Genomic DNA, 20,518 nt, shown 5'->3' with positions numbered 1-20,518 from the left:
GTGTTCCTACTGCAGTACGAAGTTAGTGAAAAGCAGTTGCTCGATCACGGTTTTACCCAGTTCTTTCTGGGCGACCTCCTGAACACTGGCCGTCGCTTTCTGACGCAGCATTTCCTGACCTATCGGTGAGGCTAGCTGGTCGAAGGGAATACCTGCAAAGAGCATCACCAGATTATTGCGAATGACTGGCATGTGTACTTTCAATGCATCCAGGTCGGGCTGATTGCGCGCCAGCATGGTGATGCTGACTTGCATGTAGCGCTGACGACCATTGGAGTTGAAGTTGACCACGAACGCCGGGGTCATCGCTTCAAAGACAGCAGGATGTTTTGCATTGGGGTCCGCCGCAGCAGCAGCTGCCGGATCCACTTTAGGCTCGGAGCTGTGCATGAAGAACCATGTCGCGCCTACTGAAAGGCCAACTGCCAGCAATAAAGCCACTACCGCAACGATGATGAGCTTGAGTTTGCCTTTCGAGCCAGGTTCTTTAACTTCGTCGCTCTTCGCCATGCCAATAATCCGTCACTATTCGGGGGGTTCGCTAATGCGTGACAGAGGGAGAGCAAGTGTTATGCCAGAGTTGGGAGAGGATGAGCAGGAAGGGAGTTTTAGTGACGGGATATTTCAAGGGTTTATGTATTTCCAGCACTCTGCAGCACTCGTTGCGCTGCAGGAGCTACCCCGATGTCCATGACTCAGCGCTGTCGCGGAGCAAACATTGGACTGGAGCTCACCGAAGTTACGAGGCCAGCGATAGCGGCTTGGCTGACACTACGCCATCGCTGGCCTCGTAACCTCGGTGAGCTCCTACAAGACAGCGTTCAATCTGGAAGATTGCGCTTTGTTCGACGAGAGCTTTCAGGCGCTTGCTGAACGACAGCCCCAACCATCAAGCGTAGTAATCGATCTCGCTGGTACCCACGACTCGCTGGGCTGGCTGGCTGATCGCTACACCAGTATCTGCATCGCCACCGTCAACCGAACCATCGACGCCATTGACGCCCGAGCCACCGTTGCCAGTACCACGAGCATTATTTGCCTGCTCTTGCTGCTGAGCCTGGTTCTGCTGGTTGCGAGACTGGTCAGACACGTTCACATCCACTTGCCCCATGCCTTGCTGGGAAAAGGACTCACGCAGACGCGACATCTGGCTTTCCAGTGCCTCTCGCACACCAATATGCGCACTCATGAAGGTCACTTGAGTCTGCTGATCCGGCGCCATGTTGATACGAATATCAAGACGACCCAACTCGGCAGGTTCCAACTGGATATCTGCCGACTTGAGGTTCTGACTCGACAGATACATGACACGCTCAACGACACCTTCGCTCCAGCCACTCTGATGCATCGCCAGTGGCTGATTCATCAGCGGCACTGCTGGTGCCGCCGCACGCGGCTGCTGCGCTGCCTGACTCAAAGCAGCGAGGCGATCAGCAAAGTTGTCCACACGCGTATCGCCCGCGCTGTCTTTGACATCCTTCAGGCCGCTATCGAGCAAACCCTCAAAAGACTTGTCGCTACTTTCGGTACTCGGGTCATCGGAAACGGTGCGCTGGTCATCCAGAGCTGCCAGGTTATTGGCGAGCTGCGATGGATCAGCCGCGGCATTATCTGTTTTTGCACCCTTACCCGGCTGAGCAACTGCGTTGGCATTATGCGACTGCTGAGCCTGCTGCGCCTTGGCGGCGGCATTCTCAAGGGCAAACTGTAGCGCAGGCATATCGTCGAGAGGATCAGCATTCGGGTCAAAAGACGCTTCGGCCGGGCCGGTGACCTGCGCCACCTGAGCGGGGGTGGCTGGCGCGACTTCCAGTTTTGACTTATCGGCATCAGGCTGAGCGATGGCCTGGCTTGCCAATGCCTGCAAGGCAGGGTCAAGGGCCGGATCCAGAGCAGGGTCAACGGCCGGCTCGGGCGTCAACGCCTGCAAGAGAGCCGGATCGACTTGTTCATCACTCGACTGAGTGTCGTCTTCAGCGGCAACCGGCTCGACAGGCAATGCATTGCCGCTATCGGCAACCGTCGTCGACTCTGAAGCGGCAGTGTCGTCCTTGTCCGCAGCACCCTTGTCCGCCACAGACTTGTCTTTTTCAGCAGCAGGTTTGGCCTTGACCGGGGCATCATTGCCCGCGGCGGATTTAGCCTGAGCCTGCTTGGCGTATACGTCAGAGAAGCTGGAGTTGTCGTCCTTGCCACTGTCGGCCGGCTTGACTGTGTTATTGGCTGAACTGGTCTTCGACGCCGCCACAGGGGTGGTTTGAAGAAGAGCATTGGTGGCGAGGGGCATGTCGATCTCCGCAAAAACAGCTGATTACAGAGAACATAGCAAGATATGGGCCAGATACTCTCTGGAGTAACAACGAAGCAGAATCAGGGGTGCGCGATAAAAAACTGGCGCTCGGCGTCGAATAACCGGCGCACCGTGCTGTATTCGTGATCAAGTGCAGCCAGCAATTCGTCAAGACCGGCACTGTCGTCGCGACGGCTGCGCTCTTCAAGCTCCCGGCATAAGTCGGCAAGGCGGATTGCGCCCATGTTGCTGCTACTGCCTTTGAAGCTGTGAGCCATCATGCTCAGCTCCTGAAGGTCGAACGCCTGCGCCCCCATAAGCTGGCGCAAACGGGAGATACGGTACTCAGCGTCTTTGATAAACACATCAAGGAGAGTCGGATACTCGTCTTCCATGACTTCCTGCAACGTAGTCAATACGCTGTAATCCAGATGAACTACCGACACCTTGTTCACTCCCTGATCAAGAATCCGGGGGCTATGCCTTGGCTCCCCAGCAAAATTCGACGCGTGCGGTCCGTCCGTCCGTAGACCACGAGGCCGTTTCACTCAGCTCCCGCACCAGCGCAAGACCGCGACCGTACAGCTCATCGACCACCGGCGGCAACGCAAGAATTGTATCAACATTGAAACCCTTACCACTGTCCTCCACCCGCACACTCAAACGACCACCCTCTCCCTCTGGCGTGACGTTGAAATGCAGACGGATATAGCCACTGTCCAGAGCAGCCAGACGCGCTGCCCGCTGCTGATAGTAGCTGGCGAATCCTGACGCACTACTTTTCAGCGTTGAATCCAGGCCTAAAACCCCGTGCTCCAGCGCATTGCTATAAAGCTCAGTGAGCACACTGTACAGCGCACCGCTCTGACTGCGCAGGCCATGCACCTCGAGCAGCAACTGCAACAAGTAAGGCAGAGGATTGAAACGCCTGAGGGTCGAAGCCCTGAACTCGAACGTGGATGACCAGTCCAGTGGCGTAGAGGTGCCGCTGTCTGAGTAGGTCACGGCTTGTGCGCCCATTTCCGCCTGCTCTACAGCGATGATTTCCACCATGCTGACGTCATCGCGGGCCTGACCACCGAAGGCATCCAGCGCCTGCTGAATTTCCGAAATCAGCAACCGGGGTTCGCGATTGGCAGCAAATACTTCATGCAAGCGCTGCACACCAAACAGTTGTTCTTTGCTGTCACTGGTGTCGATAACCCCGTCAGAGAGCAGGAATACCCGATCCCCCGGAGCGAAGGGATACACCTCAGTCTCATCATCAAACGAAGCCGAGTCCAACACCCCAAGCGGCAGATGCCGGGACACCAGCGCGGTACGCTCACCCGTGGCAGCACTCAGAAGATAACCGTCGGGCAGGCCGCCATTCCAGACCTGAAACTGTTGTTGCTGGAAGTTGATGCAGAGCAGGGTTGCGCAACAGAACATGTCCACTGGCAGGATGCGCTTAAGCTTGGCGTTCATTTCACGCAGGGTTTCGGCCAGACCGAAGCCCTTGGCCGTCATACCGTAGAACACCTCTGCCAGCGGCATTGCACCGACCGCAGCGGGCAAACCGTGCCCGGTGAAATCCCCTAGCAGCATATGCATATGCCCGGCTGGCGTGTAGGCAGCGAGGAGCAAGTCACCGTTAAACAACGCGTAAGGCGACTGCAGATAGCGAATATTGGGCGCGTCCAGGCAACCCGAATGAGCGACCTGATCGAAAACCTCCTTGGCCACTCGCTGCTCATTCAGCAGGTAATCATGATGCCGCGAAATAAGATCGCGCTGCCGCAGGACAGTCTCCTGCAGCAACCGCAGGCGATTCATGGCGTTGATTTTGGCGTTGAGGACGGTCTGGTTGTAAGGCTTCGCAATAAAGTCGTCGCCCCCGGCGTCCAGGCAACGAGCCAGCGCCGCCCCCTCCGTCAGAGACGTGAGGAAAATGATCGGTACCAAGGCCTCACCGGCCAGTTCCTTGATGCGCCGGGCAGCTTCGAAGCCATCCATCACCGGCATCATCGCGTCCATCAGGATCATCTGCGGCCGATCAGCCTCAAACAGTGCGACCGCCTCCGCACCGTTGGCGGCGCACAGCACTCGATGCCCCTGGCGAGCCACAATAGTGGACAGCAGCAGGCGATCACTGGCGTTGTCGTCAGCGATCAGGATGCATAAGGATTCGCTGGAGGATGGCAAGGTCTCACTCAACCTATCTGGAACAGCTTCGAGAAATTGGAAATGGTCAGGATGGTGATGACATCGGCACTGCAGTTGGCCAGACGAATGCGTGAGCGCTCGCCACCGGCGTGGTCACGCAATAGCAAAAGCATCCCCAGTGCCGAACTGTCCAGGTAGTTGGTACCGCGCAGGTCAACGACATAACGCAGCTCGCTGCCCAGATGTTCATAGGCTTCACGGAAGTCCTGATGGGAAGCAAAATCAAAGCGCCCGGAAATAAAAATGGTCAGTTGCTGACCGTCAGGTGAAAGCTCAGAAGTGACCGGCATGTAAAATTCCTGAGTGAGGCGTGCGTCACGTAATCAAGGTTTAGCACTGGCTGGTGATATCTGCAATTTTCTCTGTGGGAGCTGCATTGCAGTTTAATAATTTGCGATATATCCGAACGAACACTGCGGTTAAAACGGCGCATGCCTTGGCAGCCGCTGCGAAAGCTCATCCAGTAGTTTTTGCTCGCGCTTGTCCTCAAGCTGTCGTGCTTCGTCGATATAGCGCTGGACCAGTTTGCGCAAGCCTTCGACCCGGGCGTACGCCTGCTGCCAGGTGCCGCGCGCCTTATCAAGGTTGTCCTGATGCCAGGCCAGGCTTCTGCGCTGCTGATCAACAGCGGTATCCAGCTGAGTAAGGAAGCGCTGATAACCCATCAGCCATTGCCCGGAGACGCCATGGGCGCCTTTGTCGATCCATTGCTGCTGATAGTCGAGGCGAAACTGCTCAAGGTCGTTGAGCTTGCCTTCCGCCACGCGCACCTGCCCTTGAAAGTGCCCCAGACTCTGGGCAGCCTTGCGCTCCGCGTTCTCGGCCATATCCACCACGGGCGCCAGGCGCGCTGCGCGACTTATGGCCATGGTCTATCAACCACCCGCAGCCGGGCTGAACACTGCCGCCAACTGCGCACTGCTGTTTTCCATGCTTTCATTTTCATTGAGCCCTTGGCGCAGATAGCGCACAAGCACGGGCTGCAAGTGAATCGCCAGGTCAGTTTCCCGATCACCGCCCGCCACATAAGCGCCGACACTGATCAAATCGCGACTTTGTTGATAGCGTGACCACAACTGTTTGAAATGCTGCGCCTGATTCATGTGATCAGGGGTGACCACTGCGGGCATGACCCGGCTAATGGAGGCTTCGATGTCGATCGCCGGATAGTGCCCCTCTTCAGCAAGGCGGCGGGACAACACAATGTGACCGTCCAGTACGCCACGCGCGGAGTCCGCAATGGGGTCCTGCTGGTCATCACCCTCGGACAACACGGTATAAAACGCAGTAATCGAGCCACCACCCGCCTCGGCATTACCGGCGCGTTCCACCAGCTTGGGCAATTTGGCAAATACCGACGGCGGATAACCTTTGGTCGCAGGAGGCTCGCCAATCGCCAGGGCAATCTCCCGTTGAGCCTGAGCAAAACGCGTCAGAGAATCCATCAGCAACAGGACGTTTTTACCCTTGTCGCGGAAATACTCGGCGATTCGCGTGCAATACATGGCAGCACGCAAACGCATCAAAGGCGCATCGTCCGCAGGAGACGCAACCACCACCGAACGCTTGAGTCCTTCCTCACCCAGGCTGTGCTCGATGAACTCCTTAACCTCACGACCCCGCTCACCGATCAGGCCGACAACAATGATGTCTGCCTCGGTGAAGCGCGTCATCATGCCCAACAGAACGCTTTTACCGACGCCGGTACCGGCGAACAGCCCGAGACGCTGACCACGACCCACCGTCAACAATCCGTTGATGCTGCGAATGCCCACGTCCAGAGGCTGACTGATGGGGTTGCGCTTCAATGGGTTGATGGTAGGCCCGTCCATAGGCACCCAGTCTTCAGCCTTCATGGCGCCCTTGCCATCGAGGGCGCGACCGGCTCCATCAAGCACCCGCCCCAGCATGCTCATGCCCATCGGCAAACGGCCGGTATCTGCCAAAGGCACCACTCGGGCCCCCGGGGCAAGACCGGCCACACTGCCTACAGGCATCAAGAAGATTTTACTGCCGGAAAACCCCATCACCTCGGCTTCAACTTCAACCGGGTGGTGACTGTCATCGTTGACCACCACGCAACGGCTACCCATCGCCGCCCGTAAGCCCTCGGCTTCCAGCGTCAGGCCGACCATGCGCAGCAGGCGACCTTCCACGACAGGCTGAGCGGGCAACTCGACGTTTTCGGCATAAGACCCGAGGCGCTTGCCGAAGCTGGTGCGATCAAGGCGCATCGGATTTCTCGACGTCAGGGCTGACAGCGCCAGTCACGACCGGCTCGGCCTCCAGTTCCAGGCTGAGGTCCGGACTCGCCGGATGCAGAGACTGCTCGTGCATCTGGTCATACATTTTGGCAATGGCCAGGCTAAGACGAGTTTCGATGCTCGCATCTATCCGGCTATGTTCCGTTTCGATCCGGCAACCACCGGCCTGCAGCGTTTCATCTTCAACAATGCGCCACGTTTCTTCATGACGCTCACGCAGGGCTTTAACCACTTCAAAGTCCTGCGGGTTGATGAAGATCCGCACATTGCTTGCGCCCATAGGCAAAAGCTTCAGTGCGTCGCGCAATACATTGCCGATCTGCCGCGAGTCAGTGGTCAGCTCACGCTGAATGACCTTGCGGGCAATGTGCTCGACCAGATGAATGACCGAGCGCTCGATCTGCTTGTCCTGCTCGGCAATCGGGTCAAAAAGCTGGCTCATCAAGAGGTCAAGGCTCGCCAGCTTGCTCTTCAGCGCAACGTCGGCTTCCTGGCGCACTTTGAGTTGAGTGCTGTGAAAGCCTTCTTTTTCGCCCGTGGCAAAACCTTCGTTGTAAGCCTCCTGACGGATGCTCTCCAACTCTTCGAGGGTCAGCGGCTGAACTTCTTCCAGCGGGACTTCTTCGATGGCATCAACCGGCTCTTCAACGACCGGTTCGGGCTCGGGTTCAGGCTCTTGATAGGGATCGAAACTGGGCAGCGACCAGACGTCAAAACCGCCGACGTCCTTGGCGCGGATAAGCTCGCTGACCGGTTCTTTGTTGGAGCTGGACATGGATAGTGCCTTAGAGTCTGTATTGTTTCAGCGCAGGCGCATGGCAGGTGACATTGCCAGGCCAGACGGTGGACACCGGGGAACGCGTCCCCGGTCAGTTTCTCCGACGGAACGTCAACAGACTAGATCATTTCCTCGCCGCCCTTGCCACCCAGAACGATTTCCCCTGCTTCGGCCATACGGCGAGCAATAGTGAGGATCTCTTTCTGCGCGGTTTCCACGTCGCTGACGCGGACCGGGCCCTTCGCTTCCAGATCGTCGCGCAGCAGTTCGGCGGCACGTTTGGACATGTTCTTGAAGATTTTCTCTTTGATCGCCTCGTCGGAACCCTTTAGGGCCAATACCAGTACGTCCGAAGAAACCTCGCGCAACAGCGCCTGGATGCCACGGTCGTCCACGTCCGACAAGTTGTTGAAGACAAACATGAGGTCTTCGATCTGCGTCGACAGATCTTCGTCGACCTCGCGGATCGAATCCATGAGCGCGCCTTCGATGGAGCTGTCGAGGAAGTTCATGATATCTGCAGCACGCTTGATACCACCCAGGGTAGTACGCGACGTGTTGGCGTTACCGGAGAACTGCTTCTCGAGAATCTGGTTCAACTCTTTAAGTGCGGCAGGCTGCACGGTATTGAGCGAAGACACGCGCAGAATAATATCCAGACGCACCTTATGGTCGAAATGACCGAGCACTTCACCCGCCTGGTCAGCATCCAGGTAAGCAACCACAATAGCCTGGATCTGCGGGTGCTCGAAACGGATGACGTCTGCCACAGCACGTGGCTCCATCCACTTCAGACTGTCCAGACCGCTGGTGTTGCCACCCAGCAGAATCCGGTCGATCAAGCCGTTCGCTTTGTCCTCGCCCAATGCCTGAGTCAGCATTTTGCGGATATAGCCATCCGAGCCGACGCCCAGGCTAGTCTGATCGCCGACAATTTCGACGAACTCAGTCATCACCTCTTCGACCTGCTCGCGATGCACGTTACGCATCTGCGCCATCGCCACGCCGACGCGCTGAACTTCCTTGGGCCCCATGTGACGCAGAACCTGCGCAGCATCGGTTTCACCCAGGGAAAGCAGCAATACGGCGGCTTTCTCGACTTTGCTCAGTTTGGCTACGACGGCTCGATCATTCATCAGTGTTAATCCACTCTTTCACAACCTGGGCCACACGACCCGGATCTTCAGCCACCAAGCTCTTGATTGCATTCAGCTGTGCGTCATAACCCTCGGTCGGGCTAGGCAACAGAATGCTTTGCGGGCCGCCCAGGCTGACACGGTCATTGGACAGCTCATCAGAACCGCCACCCATGCCACCAAAACCACCCGTACCGTCGTCAAAACCGGCGAGCTCTTTGCTCTTGCCATTGGTGATGTTGTTCAACACCGGACGCAGCACACCAAACACCAGAACCAGAATGAAGATGACACCCATGGCCTGCTTGACGATGTCCCAGAACCATTGTTGCGAGTAGAACGGAATATCCGGAATCAGCTCGCCCTGCTCGGCCGAGAACGGCACGTTGACCACGCTGACACTGTCTCCACGGCTGGCATCAAAACCGACGGCGTTCTGCACGAGGCGTGTGAAGCGATTAAGATCTTCTGCACTCCATGGCGAACGAGTCGTTTCGCCGTTCGCCGGGTTGATCTTGACCTGATCATCAACCACCACGGCAACCGACAGACGATTCAAACGTCCCTGCTGTTGCTTGGTATGGCTGATGGAACGGTCCAGCTCAAAGTTTTTGGTCGACTGCACGCGCTTGTCAGCCGGGTATGGAGCCAAGGCTGGCTGACCAGTGGCCGGGTCCATGATCTGCTGACCATTGGCATCCAGCAGCGGCTGACCAGGAGCAATGGCTGCAGCAGCACCCGCTGCACCACCGCCAGCGGTTTGCGGCGCAGTTGCTGGCCCTGGCGGCTGGTTGCTCAACGCACCCGGAACACCTGAAGGCCCCGAACTGCTTGAGCGCTGCTCATTGACCGACTGCTCACTGCGCAACGCAGGCTGATCAGGGTTGAAGCTTTCCGCGGTGGATTCAACAGCACTGAAATCCACATCGGCGGAGACTTCGGCCTTGTAACGATCGGTACCCAGTACCGGACGCAAGATATTCTGTACGCGCTGAGTCAGCATGCCTTCCATGCGGCGCGCGTAATCGAATTGCTTGCCCGCCATGGTCAGTTCGGAGTTTTCCGCCTGATCAGAAAGCAGATTGCCCTTCTGATCGACCACAGTGACCTGCGACTTGGTCAACTCAGGAACACTGGTCGCCACAAGATTGACGATTGCCATGACCTGAGCGGGCTCAAGTGAGCGACCCGGGTACAACTCAACCAGAATCGAAGCCGTCGGCTTGCGGTCATCACGAACGAACACCGAGCTTTTCGGGATCGCCAGGTGCACGCGGGCACCCTTGATATTGTTCAGCGAGGAAATAGTCCGCGCCAGCTCACCTTCAAGGCCACGGCGATAGCGCGTGGCTTCCATGAACTGACTGGTACCCAGCCCCTGATCCTTATCGAGAATTTCAAAGCCGACGTTGGCGTCGGTCTGCGCAATACCAGCGGACGCCAGCTGGATACGGGCGCGCTGCACGTCATCAGCTTTCACCAGCAAAGCACCGGAATTAGGCTCTACCGTGTAGGCAATATTGGCGTTGGTCAGCGTGTCCATGACCTGCTTGGCGTCCATCCCGGCCATGCTGCCGTAGAGCGGACGATAATCAGGTTGCTGTGACCAGAGCACCACGGCAAAGCCGATGGCGACACTGGCAGCCAGGCCGACCATAAGGCCAACCTGACGCAGCATGGTCATCTCGGAAAGGTTTTCCAGAAAGGCCAGACCGAACAACGGCTTGCCTGAAGGAGCGCCTGTCTTGGCCGGAACGCTATCGGCGAGTGTTTCTGCCATGACTCAATACGTCCTTAAACCGGCATCTGCATGATGTCTTGATAAGCCTGAACCAGTTTGTTCCGAACCTGGGTCAAGGCCTGAAAAGACACACTGGCTTTCTGCGACGAGATCATCACGTCGGTGAGGTCGACGCCGCTCTTGCCAATCTCGAAAGCGCTGGACAGCTGACTGGAAGCCTGCTGAACGTCATTGACCTTGTTAACGGCCTGACCAAGCATGTCGGCAAAGCTGCTGGAGCCGATTTGCGGCGTGGCTGCTGCCTTGGGCGCAGCCATGGCGTCCATCTGCATGGAACGCATGTCCAACATCAAGCGATTAAATTCAACACCTTGGCTCATGGACGTTTCTCTCATAAGGGCCGCAAATTTTTGACACCGAGTCAGCGGTCATTAATGTCAAAGCAACAAGAGTGCCAGCTGCATAGCAGCATTTGGCCATCAAGCTACATCAATCTATGTGTTAGTTGTGCCAAACCTTGCTCTGAATCAGTATTTACGGGACTCAGTTGAGGCCAACCAAGTCACTGAATTATTAATCTGCGACAAATCCACGCAGTCTGGAGATACAGTATCGGCAAAGGTCGGCAAAACATCAGGTCGCAAACAAATAACCTTCTACATCCATCCCCGCATCACGCATCTGCGCCAATTTGTAGCGCAAGGTACGGGGGCTGATACCCAGGCGCTCAGCAGCCTCTTTGCGACGGCCACGTTCGGCGCGCAACGTATCAATGATCATCTGAAATTCTCGACGGCGCAGGTCATCGCCCAGCGCTCCGGCCGAATCAGACCCCGCCAATTCCAGCGGAGCCGGCACTGCGCCGGGCGAAACGACCGCCGTCGGCGAACTGACAGTGAGGCTTGCAGGCACCGGCGCAGGCGCATAGACAACAGGCCCGGTGAGGCAAAAATCTTCAGCCTGAATGACGCCACCCTGCTGCAAAATCAAAGCCCGCTGCACGGCGTTATCAAGCTCGCGAACATTGCCCGGCCAGGCATAGCCCACCAGGCAGGCTTGTGCCTGCGCGGACAGCCGGACAGGAGCGTGTTTCATTTTATTGGCATGCTTGGCCAACAGACGCTCGGCAAGCGGCAGAATATCGGCGGTCCTTTGACGCAGTGGCTGCCACGCAAGCGGGAATACCGAAAGACGGTAATACAAATCCTCGCGGAAGCGACCCGCTGCAACTTCACCGGCGAGATCGCGGTTCGTGGTCGCTACAACCCGGATATCCAGAGTGATGGTCTTCTTACCGCCGACCCGCTCCACTTCCCGCTCCTGCAGCACGCGAAGCAGCTTGGCTTGCAGCCCCAACGGCATTTCGGAAATTTCATCCAGCAGAATAGTGCCGCCATCAGCCTGCTCGAACTTGCCCGCCTGAGCCGCAATAGCGCCGGTAAATGAACCCTTCTCGTGACCGAACAAGGTGGCTTCCAGCATATTGTCTGGAATCGCAGCGCAGTTAATTGCGATGAAAGGCTTATCAGCGCGCGGCGAGTGCTGATGGATAAAACGCGCCAGCACTTCCTTGCCCGTCCCGGATTCACCGGAAATCAGAACAGTCGAATCACTTTTCGCCACACGACTGGCCAGATTGAGCAACTGCGCGCTGGCCGGCTCGACCGCCACAGGACCGTCATTTCCCGCTGGCCCCAAACGACCCAACGCATGACGCTCGACCAGCGCCAGTAAAACCCTGGGCTCAAACGGCTTGACCAGATAATCGGCTGCACCGTGACGCATGGCATCCACCGCCCGCTCAACCGCGCCGTGAGCCGTCATCAGGAGAACCGGCAACTGCGGATGACGCTCCCGCAGCAGGCTCAGCAATTGATGACCGTCCATTCCGGGCATATTGACGTCGCTGATCACCAGACTGAAAGACTCGTCAGCAGCAGCCAGCAACGCGTCTTCAGCGCAGGCGACGGCGTGATAGAGATGTCCCGCCAACTCAAGGGTATCGCCCAGCGCCTCTCGCAATGAGCGGTCATCCTCGACCAGCAATACCTTGATAGCCATCAGCAGATTCCCTTAGCAGTGCCAGCGGGGACCAATGGCAGTGTGACAATTGCACAGGTACCACGCCCCACGCGGGACTGATACCGCACACCGCCCTGATGCGCACGGGTAACCGCTGTAACCACCGCCAGACCAAGGCCAGTGCCCGTGGTCTTGGTGGTAAAGAAAGGCTCGCCGATGCGAGCCAAAGCCGCAGCATCGATGCCACTGCCGTTATCACTGACGCAAATCCGCAAAACATCACCACGTGCGTACGCATGGATTTTCAGGCGAGTACGCCCGGTACTGGCCTGCACGCCATTTTCCACCAGATTGAGCAGCGCCCCGACTAGCGTGTCGCGGTTGCACAAGAGCTGCCCCTCGACACTGTCGCACTGCCAACGCACCGACAGGCCCTGAGTATGCGTTTGCGCCGCAGACTGCAGCGTCTGGAACAACTCATTCGGAGCGATACGGTCAGTCAACGGCAGCTCGCCACGAGCAAACACCAGCATGTCGCGAACCTGATGCTCCAATTCGTGCAGGCGCTCCTTGAGCCGCCCGGCAAAACGTTGCTGGGTTTCCACCGGCAACTGCTGCTCCGTCAAATGGCTGGCATAGATCAGTGCGGCAGACAGTGGCGTGCGGATCTGATGCGCCAACGAAGCAACCATTCGGCCCAACGACGACAGGCGCTCATGGCGCGCCAGTTGCCCCTGCAAACGACGGGTTTCGGTCAGGTCATTGAGCAAAACCAGTTGACCCGGCTCGGCATCCAGTGAGCGCGTGGAAATGGACAGGCGACGCCCATCCTTGAGGGAGATTTCATGACCGTCGTCTTCACGCGGCGCGAAACAGCGGCTGATGACATGCCGCCAGAGTTCACCTACCAAGGGTTGTCCAAGCAGATCCACCGCCGCAGGGTTGGCTTCACGCACCACGCCCATGGCGTCGATCACGATCACGCCGCCAGGCAGCAGGTCGAGCAGGTTCTGCAGCCGGAACGCCAATCGCTCCTTTTCTGCAAGCTCCTGCATACGCTGAGCACTGACCACCGCCAGCTCGCCTTTGAGCTCCGTAACCCGCGCTTCCAGCAAACTGTAGGAATCCGTCAGTTGCGACGACATCTGGTTGAACAGCTGGAACGCCTGTTCAAGCCCTTGACGACTTTCCAGCTCGAGGGACGGCGGCACTTGGAGTGCAAGGTCGGAAGACATCTGCTGAGCGGCCTGGGACATGGATAATCTCTCGCGTGGCGAACCGTCATTAAAAACGGTATGTTCCAGGAGACTTAGCAATCCTCGTGCCGAAAAAAAAGCCCCTGATAATTCAGGGGCTTGGCTTTATTCAGGCGATGTACGCGTCAATCATCCGCCTGTTCATCGCCCTCACGGCGACTCATGCCGTACTTACGCATTTTCTCTACCAGCGTGGTGCGACGAATCCTCAGACGTTCTGCTGCGCGAGCCACGATACCGCTGGCATCATCCAGCGCCTGCTGAATCAAGCCTTGTTCCAGCCCACCCAGATAATCCTTCAGGTCCAGACCTTCTGGCGGCAGAACAGCGCTATTGGCGAAGTTAGGCGTGTGGCCGTTGATTGCAACACGCTCTTCGAGATCGCTGCGTATACCTTCAACCATCTGCTCGTCTTCGTCGTCGACGTAACGGAATTTCTTCGGCAGCTCAGCGACACCAATCACACCATAGGGATGCATGATCGCCATACGCTCGACCAGATTGGCCAGCTCACGAACGTTACCCGGCCAGCCGTGACGACACAGGGACATGATGGCTGCAGAATTGAAACGGATTGAACCGCGCTTCTCGTGCTCCATGCGCGAAATCAATTCATTCATCAGCAGCGGAATGTCTTCAACCCGCTCACGCAAGGGAGCCATTTCGATCGGGAAGACGTTCAAGCGGTAGTAAAGGTCTTCACGGAAACTGCCAATCTCGATCATAGTTTCGAGATTTTTGTGTGTGGCAGCGATAATCCGTACGTCCACGCTTTGCGTCTTGTTGCTGCCGACGCGCTCAAACGTGCGCTCCTGAAGCACCCGCAGCAACTTGACCTGCATAGGCAGAGGCATGTCGCCGATTTCATCCAGAAACAACGTACCGCCATTGGCCAGCTCAAAACGCCCGGCACGGCTGGTAATAGCCCCGGTGAAGGCGCCCTTCTCGTGACCGAACAGCTCGCTTTCGAGCAGCTCTGCCGGTATCGCTCCGCAATTGACCGGTACAAACGGCGCATCACGACGCTTGGAGTGATAGTGCAGATTGCGCGCAACCACTTCCTTGCCCGTCCCCGACTCACCCAGGATCAACACACTGGCGTCAGTATCGGCAACTTGCTGCATCATCTGCCGGACATGCTGGATGGCGCGGCTGGTACCGACCAGGCTACGGAACAGATTAGGTTCGCGATGACGACCACGCTCACGCGCCTGGTCATACATTTCGCGGTAAACCTGAGCCCGGTGCAGCGAATCCAGTAGCTTGCTGTAGCTAGGAGGCATTTCCAGCGTGGAGAGCACACGGCGGCGCAAATCTTCAGGGAGCTCAGCGGAAGAAGAATTTTCTCCCAAAAGCAAAACAGGAAGGAACTCATCCCATGCTGCGACGGTCTTAAGCAGTCCTTGAAGACTGCCCGGCGCACTAACGGTGCCGACAAGCACGCAAAGCACTTCGCGAGTGGACGTAAGAGAGCCGACAACCTGCTGCCAATCCTGGCTTGAGCAGGAGAGATTTTCTTCGCCAAGAAAATTCAGAATTACCGCCAAATCACGGCGGCGCTGGCTGTCGTCATCGATCAGGAGAATCTTGATTTCACGCCACATGCAATAGCAACTTCCCTAGTCAACTCAATGCCCATACATGGGGCAGCTTGGTATCCCGGCCACTGCTTATACCGAGAACCAGAAAATAGTAAACATCGCTAGTTAAGTCAAAATACCGTAAACAGTCAAATTTATGGCGTAAAGCTTATTTTGACCAACCGGTCACGAATCAAACAGATGGTAAACCTTTGCTGCATTTTTGGCTTGGGTGATTTGCGTCATTTCGTCGACAATTGCCTGACGTTCGCCCGTTGCAGTGTCAATCAGCTGCCGATACACCGTCAATAACTCTTCCAGGTTATTACGCAACTCCGGCTCATTAGGCGTATCTTCACTAATGACATCCTCAACACAGGCACGACAGGCCAGATCCAGTTTGCCGATGGTTTCCCAATCGCGCTCAGCCAAGGCGCCAACCAGCGCTTCGCGAGTTTCTTCGATACGCTTGAGTGCAGCACTCATGTCAATACCCTCAGTACAACAGCTTCTTATTGATTTTGTTGATCAGCAATTGCATCCCAGCCTTCCTTGACCGTAATCAGCAAGCCTGCGACTTCATCCAGTATTTTCGGGTCATTCTTGACGTTCGCCTCAGTCAAGCGCTTCATCATGAAGTGATAAAGATTATCTTGATTACGCAATGCGTCAGTCGGATCTTTGTCCAGATCAAGGCCTTCGCGCAGGCCGCCAATAATGGCAATCGCCTTGCTGATAAAGATGCCTTTATTAGGCAGATCCTTGCGAGCCATTGCCCCCTTGGCTTGAGCCATGCGATCCAGGCCACCCTGCATCAACATTTGCACGAGACGATGAGGACTGGCTTCAGAGGTCTGAGCCTGAGAGCCAATCTTCTGGTACTGACGCAACGCTAACATAGGATTCATAGATAACCTCGTAACAACTCCAGGATTCACATAACCAAGCTATCGACGCCCAGTCAAAAAACTTTAGCCTAAAGCAAAAACCCGACACGGCGGTCGGGTTTTGGCAAGACACTTTACTTACGAAGCGTTCTTCTGAGCATTCATGGCCTCGAAGATCGAGGTAATGCTGGAGGCGGTAGCTTTTAACTGCCCTACCACAAGGTCCATGGCGTTGTATTTCTTGGTCAACGATGCAGTCAGGGACTCGACACGACGATCCAGCGCATCCTGCTGGGCCGTCAGTTGCGCCTGGGTTTTGTTCAGTTGAGTCGTCTTCTGCGCCAGGATCCCACCCGTTTGACTGAACGGGGTGATTGCCTTGGTGACACGAGCAAGCAAACCGGTATCGCCGGTGAACAGGTTCTGAACCTGCCCACTCAACTTCTTGTCGTTCATCGCAGCGGTGTATTTAACGTTATCCAACAACAGCGTACCGTTACCCTGCGTGGTAATACCCAATTGCGCGAGAGACCCCAGACCGCTGCTGCTGGTCGACGTCGCGATCTCACTGCGGATTGCAGCAAGCATGTTGCGTGGTGCCGAGTCGCCCGTCAGTTCCGCAGCAACAAATTCGCCTTTGGCGTTCGTCGAACCTTTGGTCAGCGTAGTCACCAGATTGACCAGCGTGTTGAAGGAGTTGACAAAGGTCTGCAATGAAGTTTTCAAACCGTCGGTGTTGGTTGCAACGGTGACGGTTGAGGACTTGAAGGTTGATGCATCAACACCGTTGCCACCCGATACCAGCTCAAGAGTAAGACCCGAGACAGCGCCCTCGACCTTGTTCTTGGCGCTGGTCAGTTCCAGGCCGTCGATGGTGAATTTGGCATCCTGAGCGAAGCCAGAAATCGACCCAGCGCCAGGAACCCCACCCGACGCTGTGTCATTCATCGTCTTGGTGCCATCAATGTCCAACAGCGTACCGAACGCGGCATCGCCCGCAACCTTGAGGTCGTTACCGGCACCGGTCGTCGTGGACGTAAACACCAGACGCGCGCCGTTTGCGTCGTTAATGATGTTGGCGCTGATGCCTTTACCCTGGAGCGAGGTGTTGATCGCGTTACGGGTTTCTTCCAGCGTGCCACCCTTGAGGGTGACATCATAATCAATGCCATTTTGAGTGATTGTCAGTTTACCACTCGGAATGGCACTTGCCTGAGCCGGGCTGATTGCGGCAGATGCCACCTTTGAGCCAGTTGCCAACTGCTTGACAACAAGATTGTACGTACCGTTTACCGCAGCATTGGTGGCAGTTGCCTTGGCCGTGGTTTCGGTCGAAGACGTAGCCGCAAACCCCAGAAACGCCGGAGTCGTCGTGCTGTTGAGCGCCTTCATCGAGTCTTGAAAAGCTGTCAAGGCAGACTGAAGCTTGGCCACGGCAGACAGGGACGCAGTCGTCTTACTGGTTTGCGTGGTGATCTGGTTCTGCTTCGCCGCTTTGTCCGAATCAACCAGGACCTTGACGATGTCACCGATATTCAGGCCGGAACCCAGACCCGTACTCGCGGAAATTGGACTTGCCATGTGCATCTCCCTTCAAGAGTGTTGCCGGTCTTTTGACCTTTTACCGCTTCATAAAACCCGCAACAAGTTTCGTGCCAGTACTCAGACTTCAGCTCTGAACAACAAACTGCTCGCATCGCTCAAGCTTTCAGCCAACTTCAACACTTCCTCATTGGGAATCTGCCGAATCACCAGACCCGAGTCGCTGGCAATAACTTTGACTACCAACCGGCCAGAGGATTCATCAGTCGAGAACTCGAGATTACGCTTGACCGACTGAAAGAACTTTTGAATGTCCTCCGCAGCAGCTTTTACATTTTCTTCGTTCTGAGACATATCCTGCTGAGAATTTTTACTTTCAGCCGAAGCAGCAACACTTGCGACAGAAGAGTTCTCTACCGACTTATCCACGACCGCAGCCGGAGTAGCAGCTGGCGTCGCCGGTTGAGCGGCAGGATAAGACAGGTTCAGCTTTACACTCATATCCATGACCATTACCTCCGAAAGTAAAAAAGCGAGAGAGCACGAATCGCACTCCCCCGCCAAAACTCATTCCGAAATTACTGAAGCAGTTTCAGTACAGCGGAAGGCAGTTGGTTAGCCTGAGCCAGGATAGCAGTGGAAGCTTGTTGCAGAGTCTGCTGCTTGGTCAGTTGTGCAGTTTCAGCAGCGAAGTCGGTATCTTGTACACGACCCAGTGCAGCACTGGCGTTTTCGTTGATGTTCTGCAGGTTGGAGATGGTGCTGGTCAGACGGTTTTGTGCAGCACCGAGGTCAGCACGAGTGGCGTTGATGATCGACAGAGCCGAGTCAATTGCACCCAGTGCGGCCGAGAATGCAGCTTCCGAAGCAGAGCTGGTGGCGCCGCTGATGCTGATTGCCGAACCAACGCCCAGTTTGTCAGCAGTGAAGCTGCCAGTCAGGGTCAGAGAGATCTGGTTGGAAGTACCGCTGTTGGAACCAACCTGGAAAGTCATGGTGCTGGCGGAACCGTCGATCAGGTTCTTGCCGTTCAGGTTGGTACTGTTGGCGATACGGGTCAGTTCTTCACTCATCTGAGTGAACTCTTTGTTCAGAGCGTCACGGTCAGTCGAGCTGTTGCTGTCGTTACGGGACTGAACAGCCAGTTCACGCATACGCTGCAGAATGTTGGTCGATTCTTGCAGAGCGCCTTCAGCGGTCTGAGCGATCGAGATACCGTCGTTGGCGTTTTTGATCGCCATGGTCTGACCGCGGATTTGCGAAGTCATACGGGTAGCGATTTGCAGGCCAGCAGCGTCGTCTTTAGCGCTGTTGATTTTCAAGCCCGAGGACAGACGAGTCATCGAAACGGAGAGAGCGTCAGTTGCCTTACCCAGGTTCTTCTGAGTGTTCAGGGATGCAACGTTGGTGTTTACTGTTAAAGCCATGATGAATTCCTCGTTGGATGAGTACTGCGGGCTTCCGGCCCCTGCAAGCGCCGGGTGTGCCTAGAGAACCTTCGTAATAGTTATCGTCGCAATAGCAAGTTGCTTGAGCGTTTTTTTGAAAAAAATTACTAGCAGACGGCCACCCCCTGTAAAACAAGGGCTTACCAGATAACCAACGGAAAAATGACGTCAGGAAAACGCTGCCGAATTGCCAGCAAGCGCCCTCTTTATGGGAATAAGCAGCAGAAGCGCCGCTCGGGAAAACCTACGATAGTGCGTAATCCGTAGGAGCGGCTTTAGCCGCGAGAGTACTGATGGTATGGCGCGTATGCCAACAAGCTAAACACTATCAACGAGGGAGCGCGGTGGACGCGCGCCCCTCCTACAGATCCCAGTCAGCCTTTATAGATAATGGCCGAACCCCAGGACAGGCCTACACCAAACCCGCTCAGCGCAACGCGGGTCCAGGTCGAATCCAGCACATGCTTTTCGAGCAGCAGCGGGATACTGGATGACACGGTATTGCCGGTCTCGACCATATCCTTGAGAAACTTCTCGGGTTTGTCTTCAAACCGGCGCGCCACCGCATCAACGATTGCCGCACTGCCTTGGTGAATGCAGAAAGCGTCGATGTCATCAGGCTGCAGACCGGAGTCAGCCAGCAGCTCGTGCAAATGCGCAGGGACTTTAAGCAACGCGAAGTTGAACACCTGACGACCGTTCATGAAGAACACACCATCGCTGACCTTCAAATGCGGCGCGCCGGAACCGTCGGTGCCGAACTTGGCCTTACCCAGTTGCCAGATGGCATCTTCGCCCATCCAGGTGGCCGTCGCGGCGTCACCGAACAGCATGGTGGTGTTTCGATCCTCGGGATTAACGATCTTGGAATACGGATCAGCAGTCACCAGCAAACCATTTTTCAGGCCAGCGGCTTCCATGAAGCCTTTGATCGCATAGATACCGTAAACATACCCGGAGCAGCCCAGGGAGATATCGAACGCTGCCACATTGGTCGACAGGCCAAGCTTGTCCTGGACAATGGCAGCGGTGTGCGGCAAACCTTCTTCATCACCGTTCTGAGTCACGACGATCAAGACATCAATGCTTTCACGGCTCAATTGCGGGTTATTGGCCAACAGTTTATTGACCGCCTCGACACAGAGATCCGACGTTTCCTGGCCAGCGTCTTTGCGCGGCAGAAAGGTGGAGCCGATCTTACCCAGGATAAATTCTTCATCCTTGTCGAACTTGGCACCTTGAGCGTAGTTATCCACACCGGCTGTGGGCACGTAACTCGCTATGCTTTTTATGCCAATCATCATGGCTTCCCGATTAGTAAACAGGTAAATATTCGTCCCACAAAAATCAGGGAGCTACCGAAAGAGGT

Annotated in this window: 20 protein-coding genes; all 20 read right to left on the bottom strand. The window is 56.1% G+C overall.

Annotation, left to right across the window (positions count from 1 at the left end):
- Nucleotides 1–6: 6 nt before the first annotated feature.
- The 20 genes from fliL to AUC61_RS13620 all read right to left on the bottom strand — a co-directional run bounded on the left by fliL (nucleotide 7) and on the right by AUC61_RS13620 (nucleotide 20,450).
- The gene (fliL, locus tag AUC61_RS13715) at nucleotides 7–510 is read right to left on the bottom strand and encodes a flagellar basal body-associated protein FliL (protein WP_243246806.1); all 504 of its coding nucleotides are present in this window, start codon (nucleotides 508–510) and stop codon (nucleotides 7–9) included.
- A 379-nt stretch (nucleotides 511–889) separates the two neighbouring features.
- Nucleotides 890–2,287 (bottom strand): flagellar hook-length control protein FliK, encoded by a 1,398-nt coding sequence (locus AUC61_RS13710; RefSeq protein ID WP_243246805.1) that lies wholly within the window; start codon nucleotides 2,285–2,287, stop codon nucleotides 890–892.
- Nucleotides 2,288–2,370: 83 nt separating this feature from the next.
- Nucleotides 2,371–2,685 (bottom strand): Hpt domain-containing protein, encoded by a 315-nt coding sequence (locus AUC61_RS13705; protein WP_279291034.1) that lies wholly within the window; start codon nucleotides 2,683–2,685, stop codon nucleotides 2,371–2,373.
- Between the two features lie 82 nt (nucleotides 2,686–2,767).
- On the bottom strand, nucleotides 2,768–4,474 hold the full coding sequence (locus tag AUC61_RS13700; RefSeq protein WP_243246803.1) for an ATP-binding SpoIIE family protein phosphatase: 1,707 nt from the start codon (nucleotides 4,472–4,474) through the stop codon (nucleotides 2,768–2,770).
- An 8-nt stretch (nucleotides 4,475–4,482) separates the two neighbouring features.
- Entirely contained in the window at nucleotides 4,483–4,785 is a 303-nt protein-coding gene (locus AUC61_RS13695; protein ID WP_243246802.1) for an STAS domain-containing protein, read from the bottom strand.
- Between the two features lie 129 nt (nucleotides 4,786–4,914).
- Entirely contained in the window at nucleotides 4,915–5,364 is a 450-nt protein-coding gene (gene fliJ / locus AUC61_RS13690; RefSeq protein ID WP_122665666.1) for a flagellar export protein FliJ, read from the bottom strand.
- A 6-nt stretch (nucleotides 5,365–5,370) separates the two neighbouring features.
- Entirely contained in the window at nucleotides 5,371–6,729 is a 1,359-nt protein-coding gene (gene fliI, locus AUC61_RS13685; protein ID WP_243246801.1) for a flagellar protein export ATPase FliI, read from the bottom strand.
- Nucleotides 6,719–7,534, bottom strand: coding sequence for a flagellar assembly protein FliH (gene fliH / locus AUC61_RS13680; protein ID WP_243246800.1), 816 nt, complete (start codon nucleotides 7,532–7,534; stop codon nucleotides 6,719–6,721). The genes fliI and fliH overlap by 11 nt, the downstream gene beginning before the upstream one ends.
- 122 nt (nucleotides 7,535–7,656) lie before the next feature.
- Entirely contained in the window at nucleotides 7,657–8,673 is a 1,017-nt protein-coding gene (gene fliG, locus AUC61_RS13675; RefSeq protein WP_087273204.1) for a flagellar motor switch protein FliG, read from the bottom strand.
- Nucleotides 8,666–10,453 carry a flagellar basal-body MS-ring/collar protein FliF gene (fliF, locus tag AUC61_RS13670; RefSeq protein WP_243246798.1) on the bottom strand — a complete coding sequence of 596 codons (1,788 nt, stop codon included), beginning with the start codon at nucleotides 10,451–10,453 and terminating at the stop codon, nucleotides 8,666–8,668. The genes fliG and fliF overlap by 8 nt, the downstream gene beginning before the upstream one ends.
- A gap of 14 nt (nucleotides 10,454–10,467) precedes the next feature.
- Nucleotides 10,468–10,794 carry a flagellar hook-basal body complex protein FliE gene (gene fliE, locus AUC61_RS13665; protein WP_027901002.1) on the bottom strand — a complete coding sequence of 109 codons (327 nt, stop codon included), beginning with the start codon at nucleotides 10,792–10,794 and terminating at the stop codon, nucleotides 10,468–10,470.
- A 253-nt stretch (nucleotides 10,795–11,047) separates the two neighbouring features.
- Complete coding sequence (locus AUC61_RS13660) at nucleotides 11,048–12,475, bottom strand: sigma-54-dependent transcriptional regulator (RefSeq protein ID WP_243246796.1); 1,428 nt, start codon at nucleotides 12,473–12,475, stop codon at nucleotides 11,048–11,050.
- Nucleotides 12,475–13,692 (bottom strand): sensor histidine kinase, encoded by a 1,218-nt coding sequence (locus tag AUC61_RS13655; protein WP_422765307.1) that lies wholly within the window; start codon nucleotides 13,690–13,692, stop codon nucleotides 12,475–12,477. The genes AUC61_RS13660 and AUC61_RS13655 overlap by 1 nt, the downstream gene beginning before the upstream one ends.
- A 125-nt stretch (nucleotides 13,693–13,817) precedes the next feature.
- Nucleotides 13,818–15,296 (bottom strand): transcriptional regulator FleQ, encoded by a 1,479-nt coding sequence (gene fleQ, locus AUC61_RS13650; RefSeq protein ID WP_122665672.1) that lies wholly within the window; start codon nucleotides 15,294–15,296, stop codon nucleotides 13,818–13,820.
- A 162-nt stretch (nucleotides 15,297–15,458) separates the two neighbouring features.
- A complete protein-coding gene (gene fliT, locus AUC61_RS13645) occupies nucleotides 15,459–15,758 on the bottom strand; it encodes a flagellar protein FliT (RefSeq protein ID WP_087273193.1) in 300 nt (99 codons plus the stop codon).
- A 26-nt stretch (nucleotides 15,759–15,784) separates the two neighbouring features.
- Nucleotides 15,785–16,180, bottom strand: coding sequence for a flagellar export chaperone FliS (gene fliS, locus AUC61_RS13640; protein ID WP_243246793.1), 396 nt, complete (start codon nucleotides 16,178–16,180; stop codon nucleotides 15,785–15,787).
- A gap of 117 nt (nucleotides 16,181–16,297) precedes the next feature.
- Nucleotides 16,298–17,740, bottom strand: a complete 1,443-nt coding sequence (gene fliD, locus AUC61_RS13635) for a flagellar filament capping protein FliD (protein WP_243246792.1) — start codon at nucleotides 17,738–17,740, stop codon at nucleotides 16,298–16,300.
- Nucleotides 17,741–17,821: 81 nt separating this feature from the next.
- Nucleotides 17,822–18,208, bottom strand: a complete 387-nt coding sequence (locus AUC61_RS13630; RefSeq protein WP_243246790.1) for a flagellar protein FlaG — start codon at nucleotides 18,206–18,208, stop codon at nucleotides 17,822–17,824.
- A 71-nt stretch (nucleotides 18,209–18,279) separates the two neighbouring features.
- Complete coding sequence (locus AUC61_RS13625) at nucleotides 18,280–19,128, bottom strand: flagellin domain-containing protein (RefSeq protein ID WP_243246782.1); 849 nt, start codon at nucleotides 19,126–19,128, stop codon at nucleotides 18,280–18,282.
- A gap of 395 nt (nucleotides 19,129–19,523) precedes the next feature.
- Complete coding sequence (locus tag AUC61_RS13620) at nucleotides 19,524–20,450, bottom strand: ketoacyl-ACP synthase III (protein WP_243246781.1); 927 nt, start codon at nucleotides 20,448–20,450, stop codon at nucleotides 19,524–19,526.
- Nucleotides 20,451–20,518 lie beyond the last annotated feature (68 nt).

Source organism: Pseudomonas maioricensis, from assembly GCF_022790535.1.
In the GTDB taxonomy this organism is placed as follows: Bacteria; Pseudomonadota; Gammaproteobacteria; order Pseudomonadales; family Pseudomonadaceae; genus Aquipseudomonas; species Aquipseudomonas maioricensis.
This window is presented reverse-complemented; position numbering and strand designations above follow the sequence as displayed.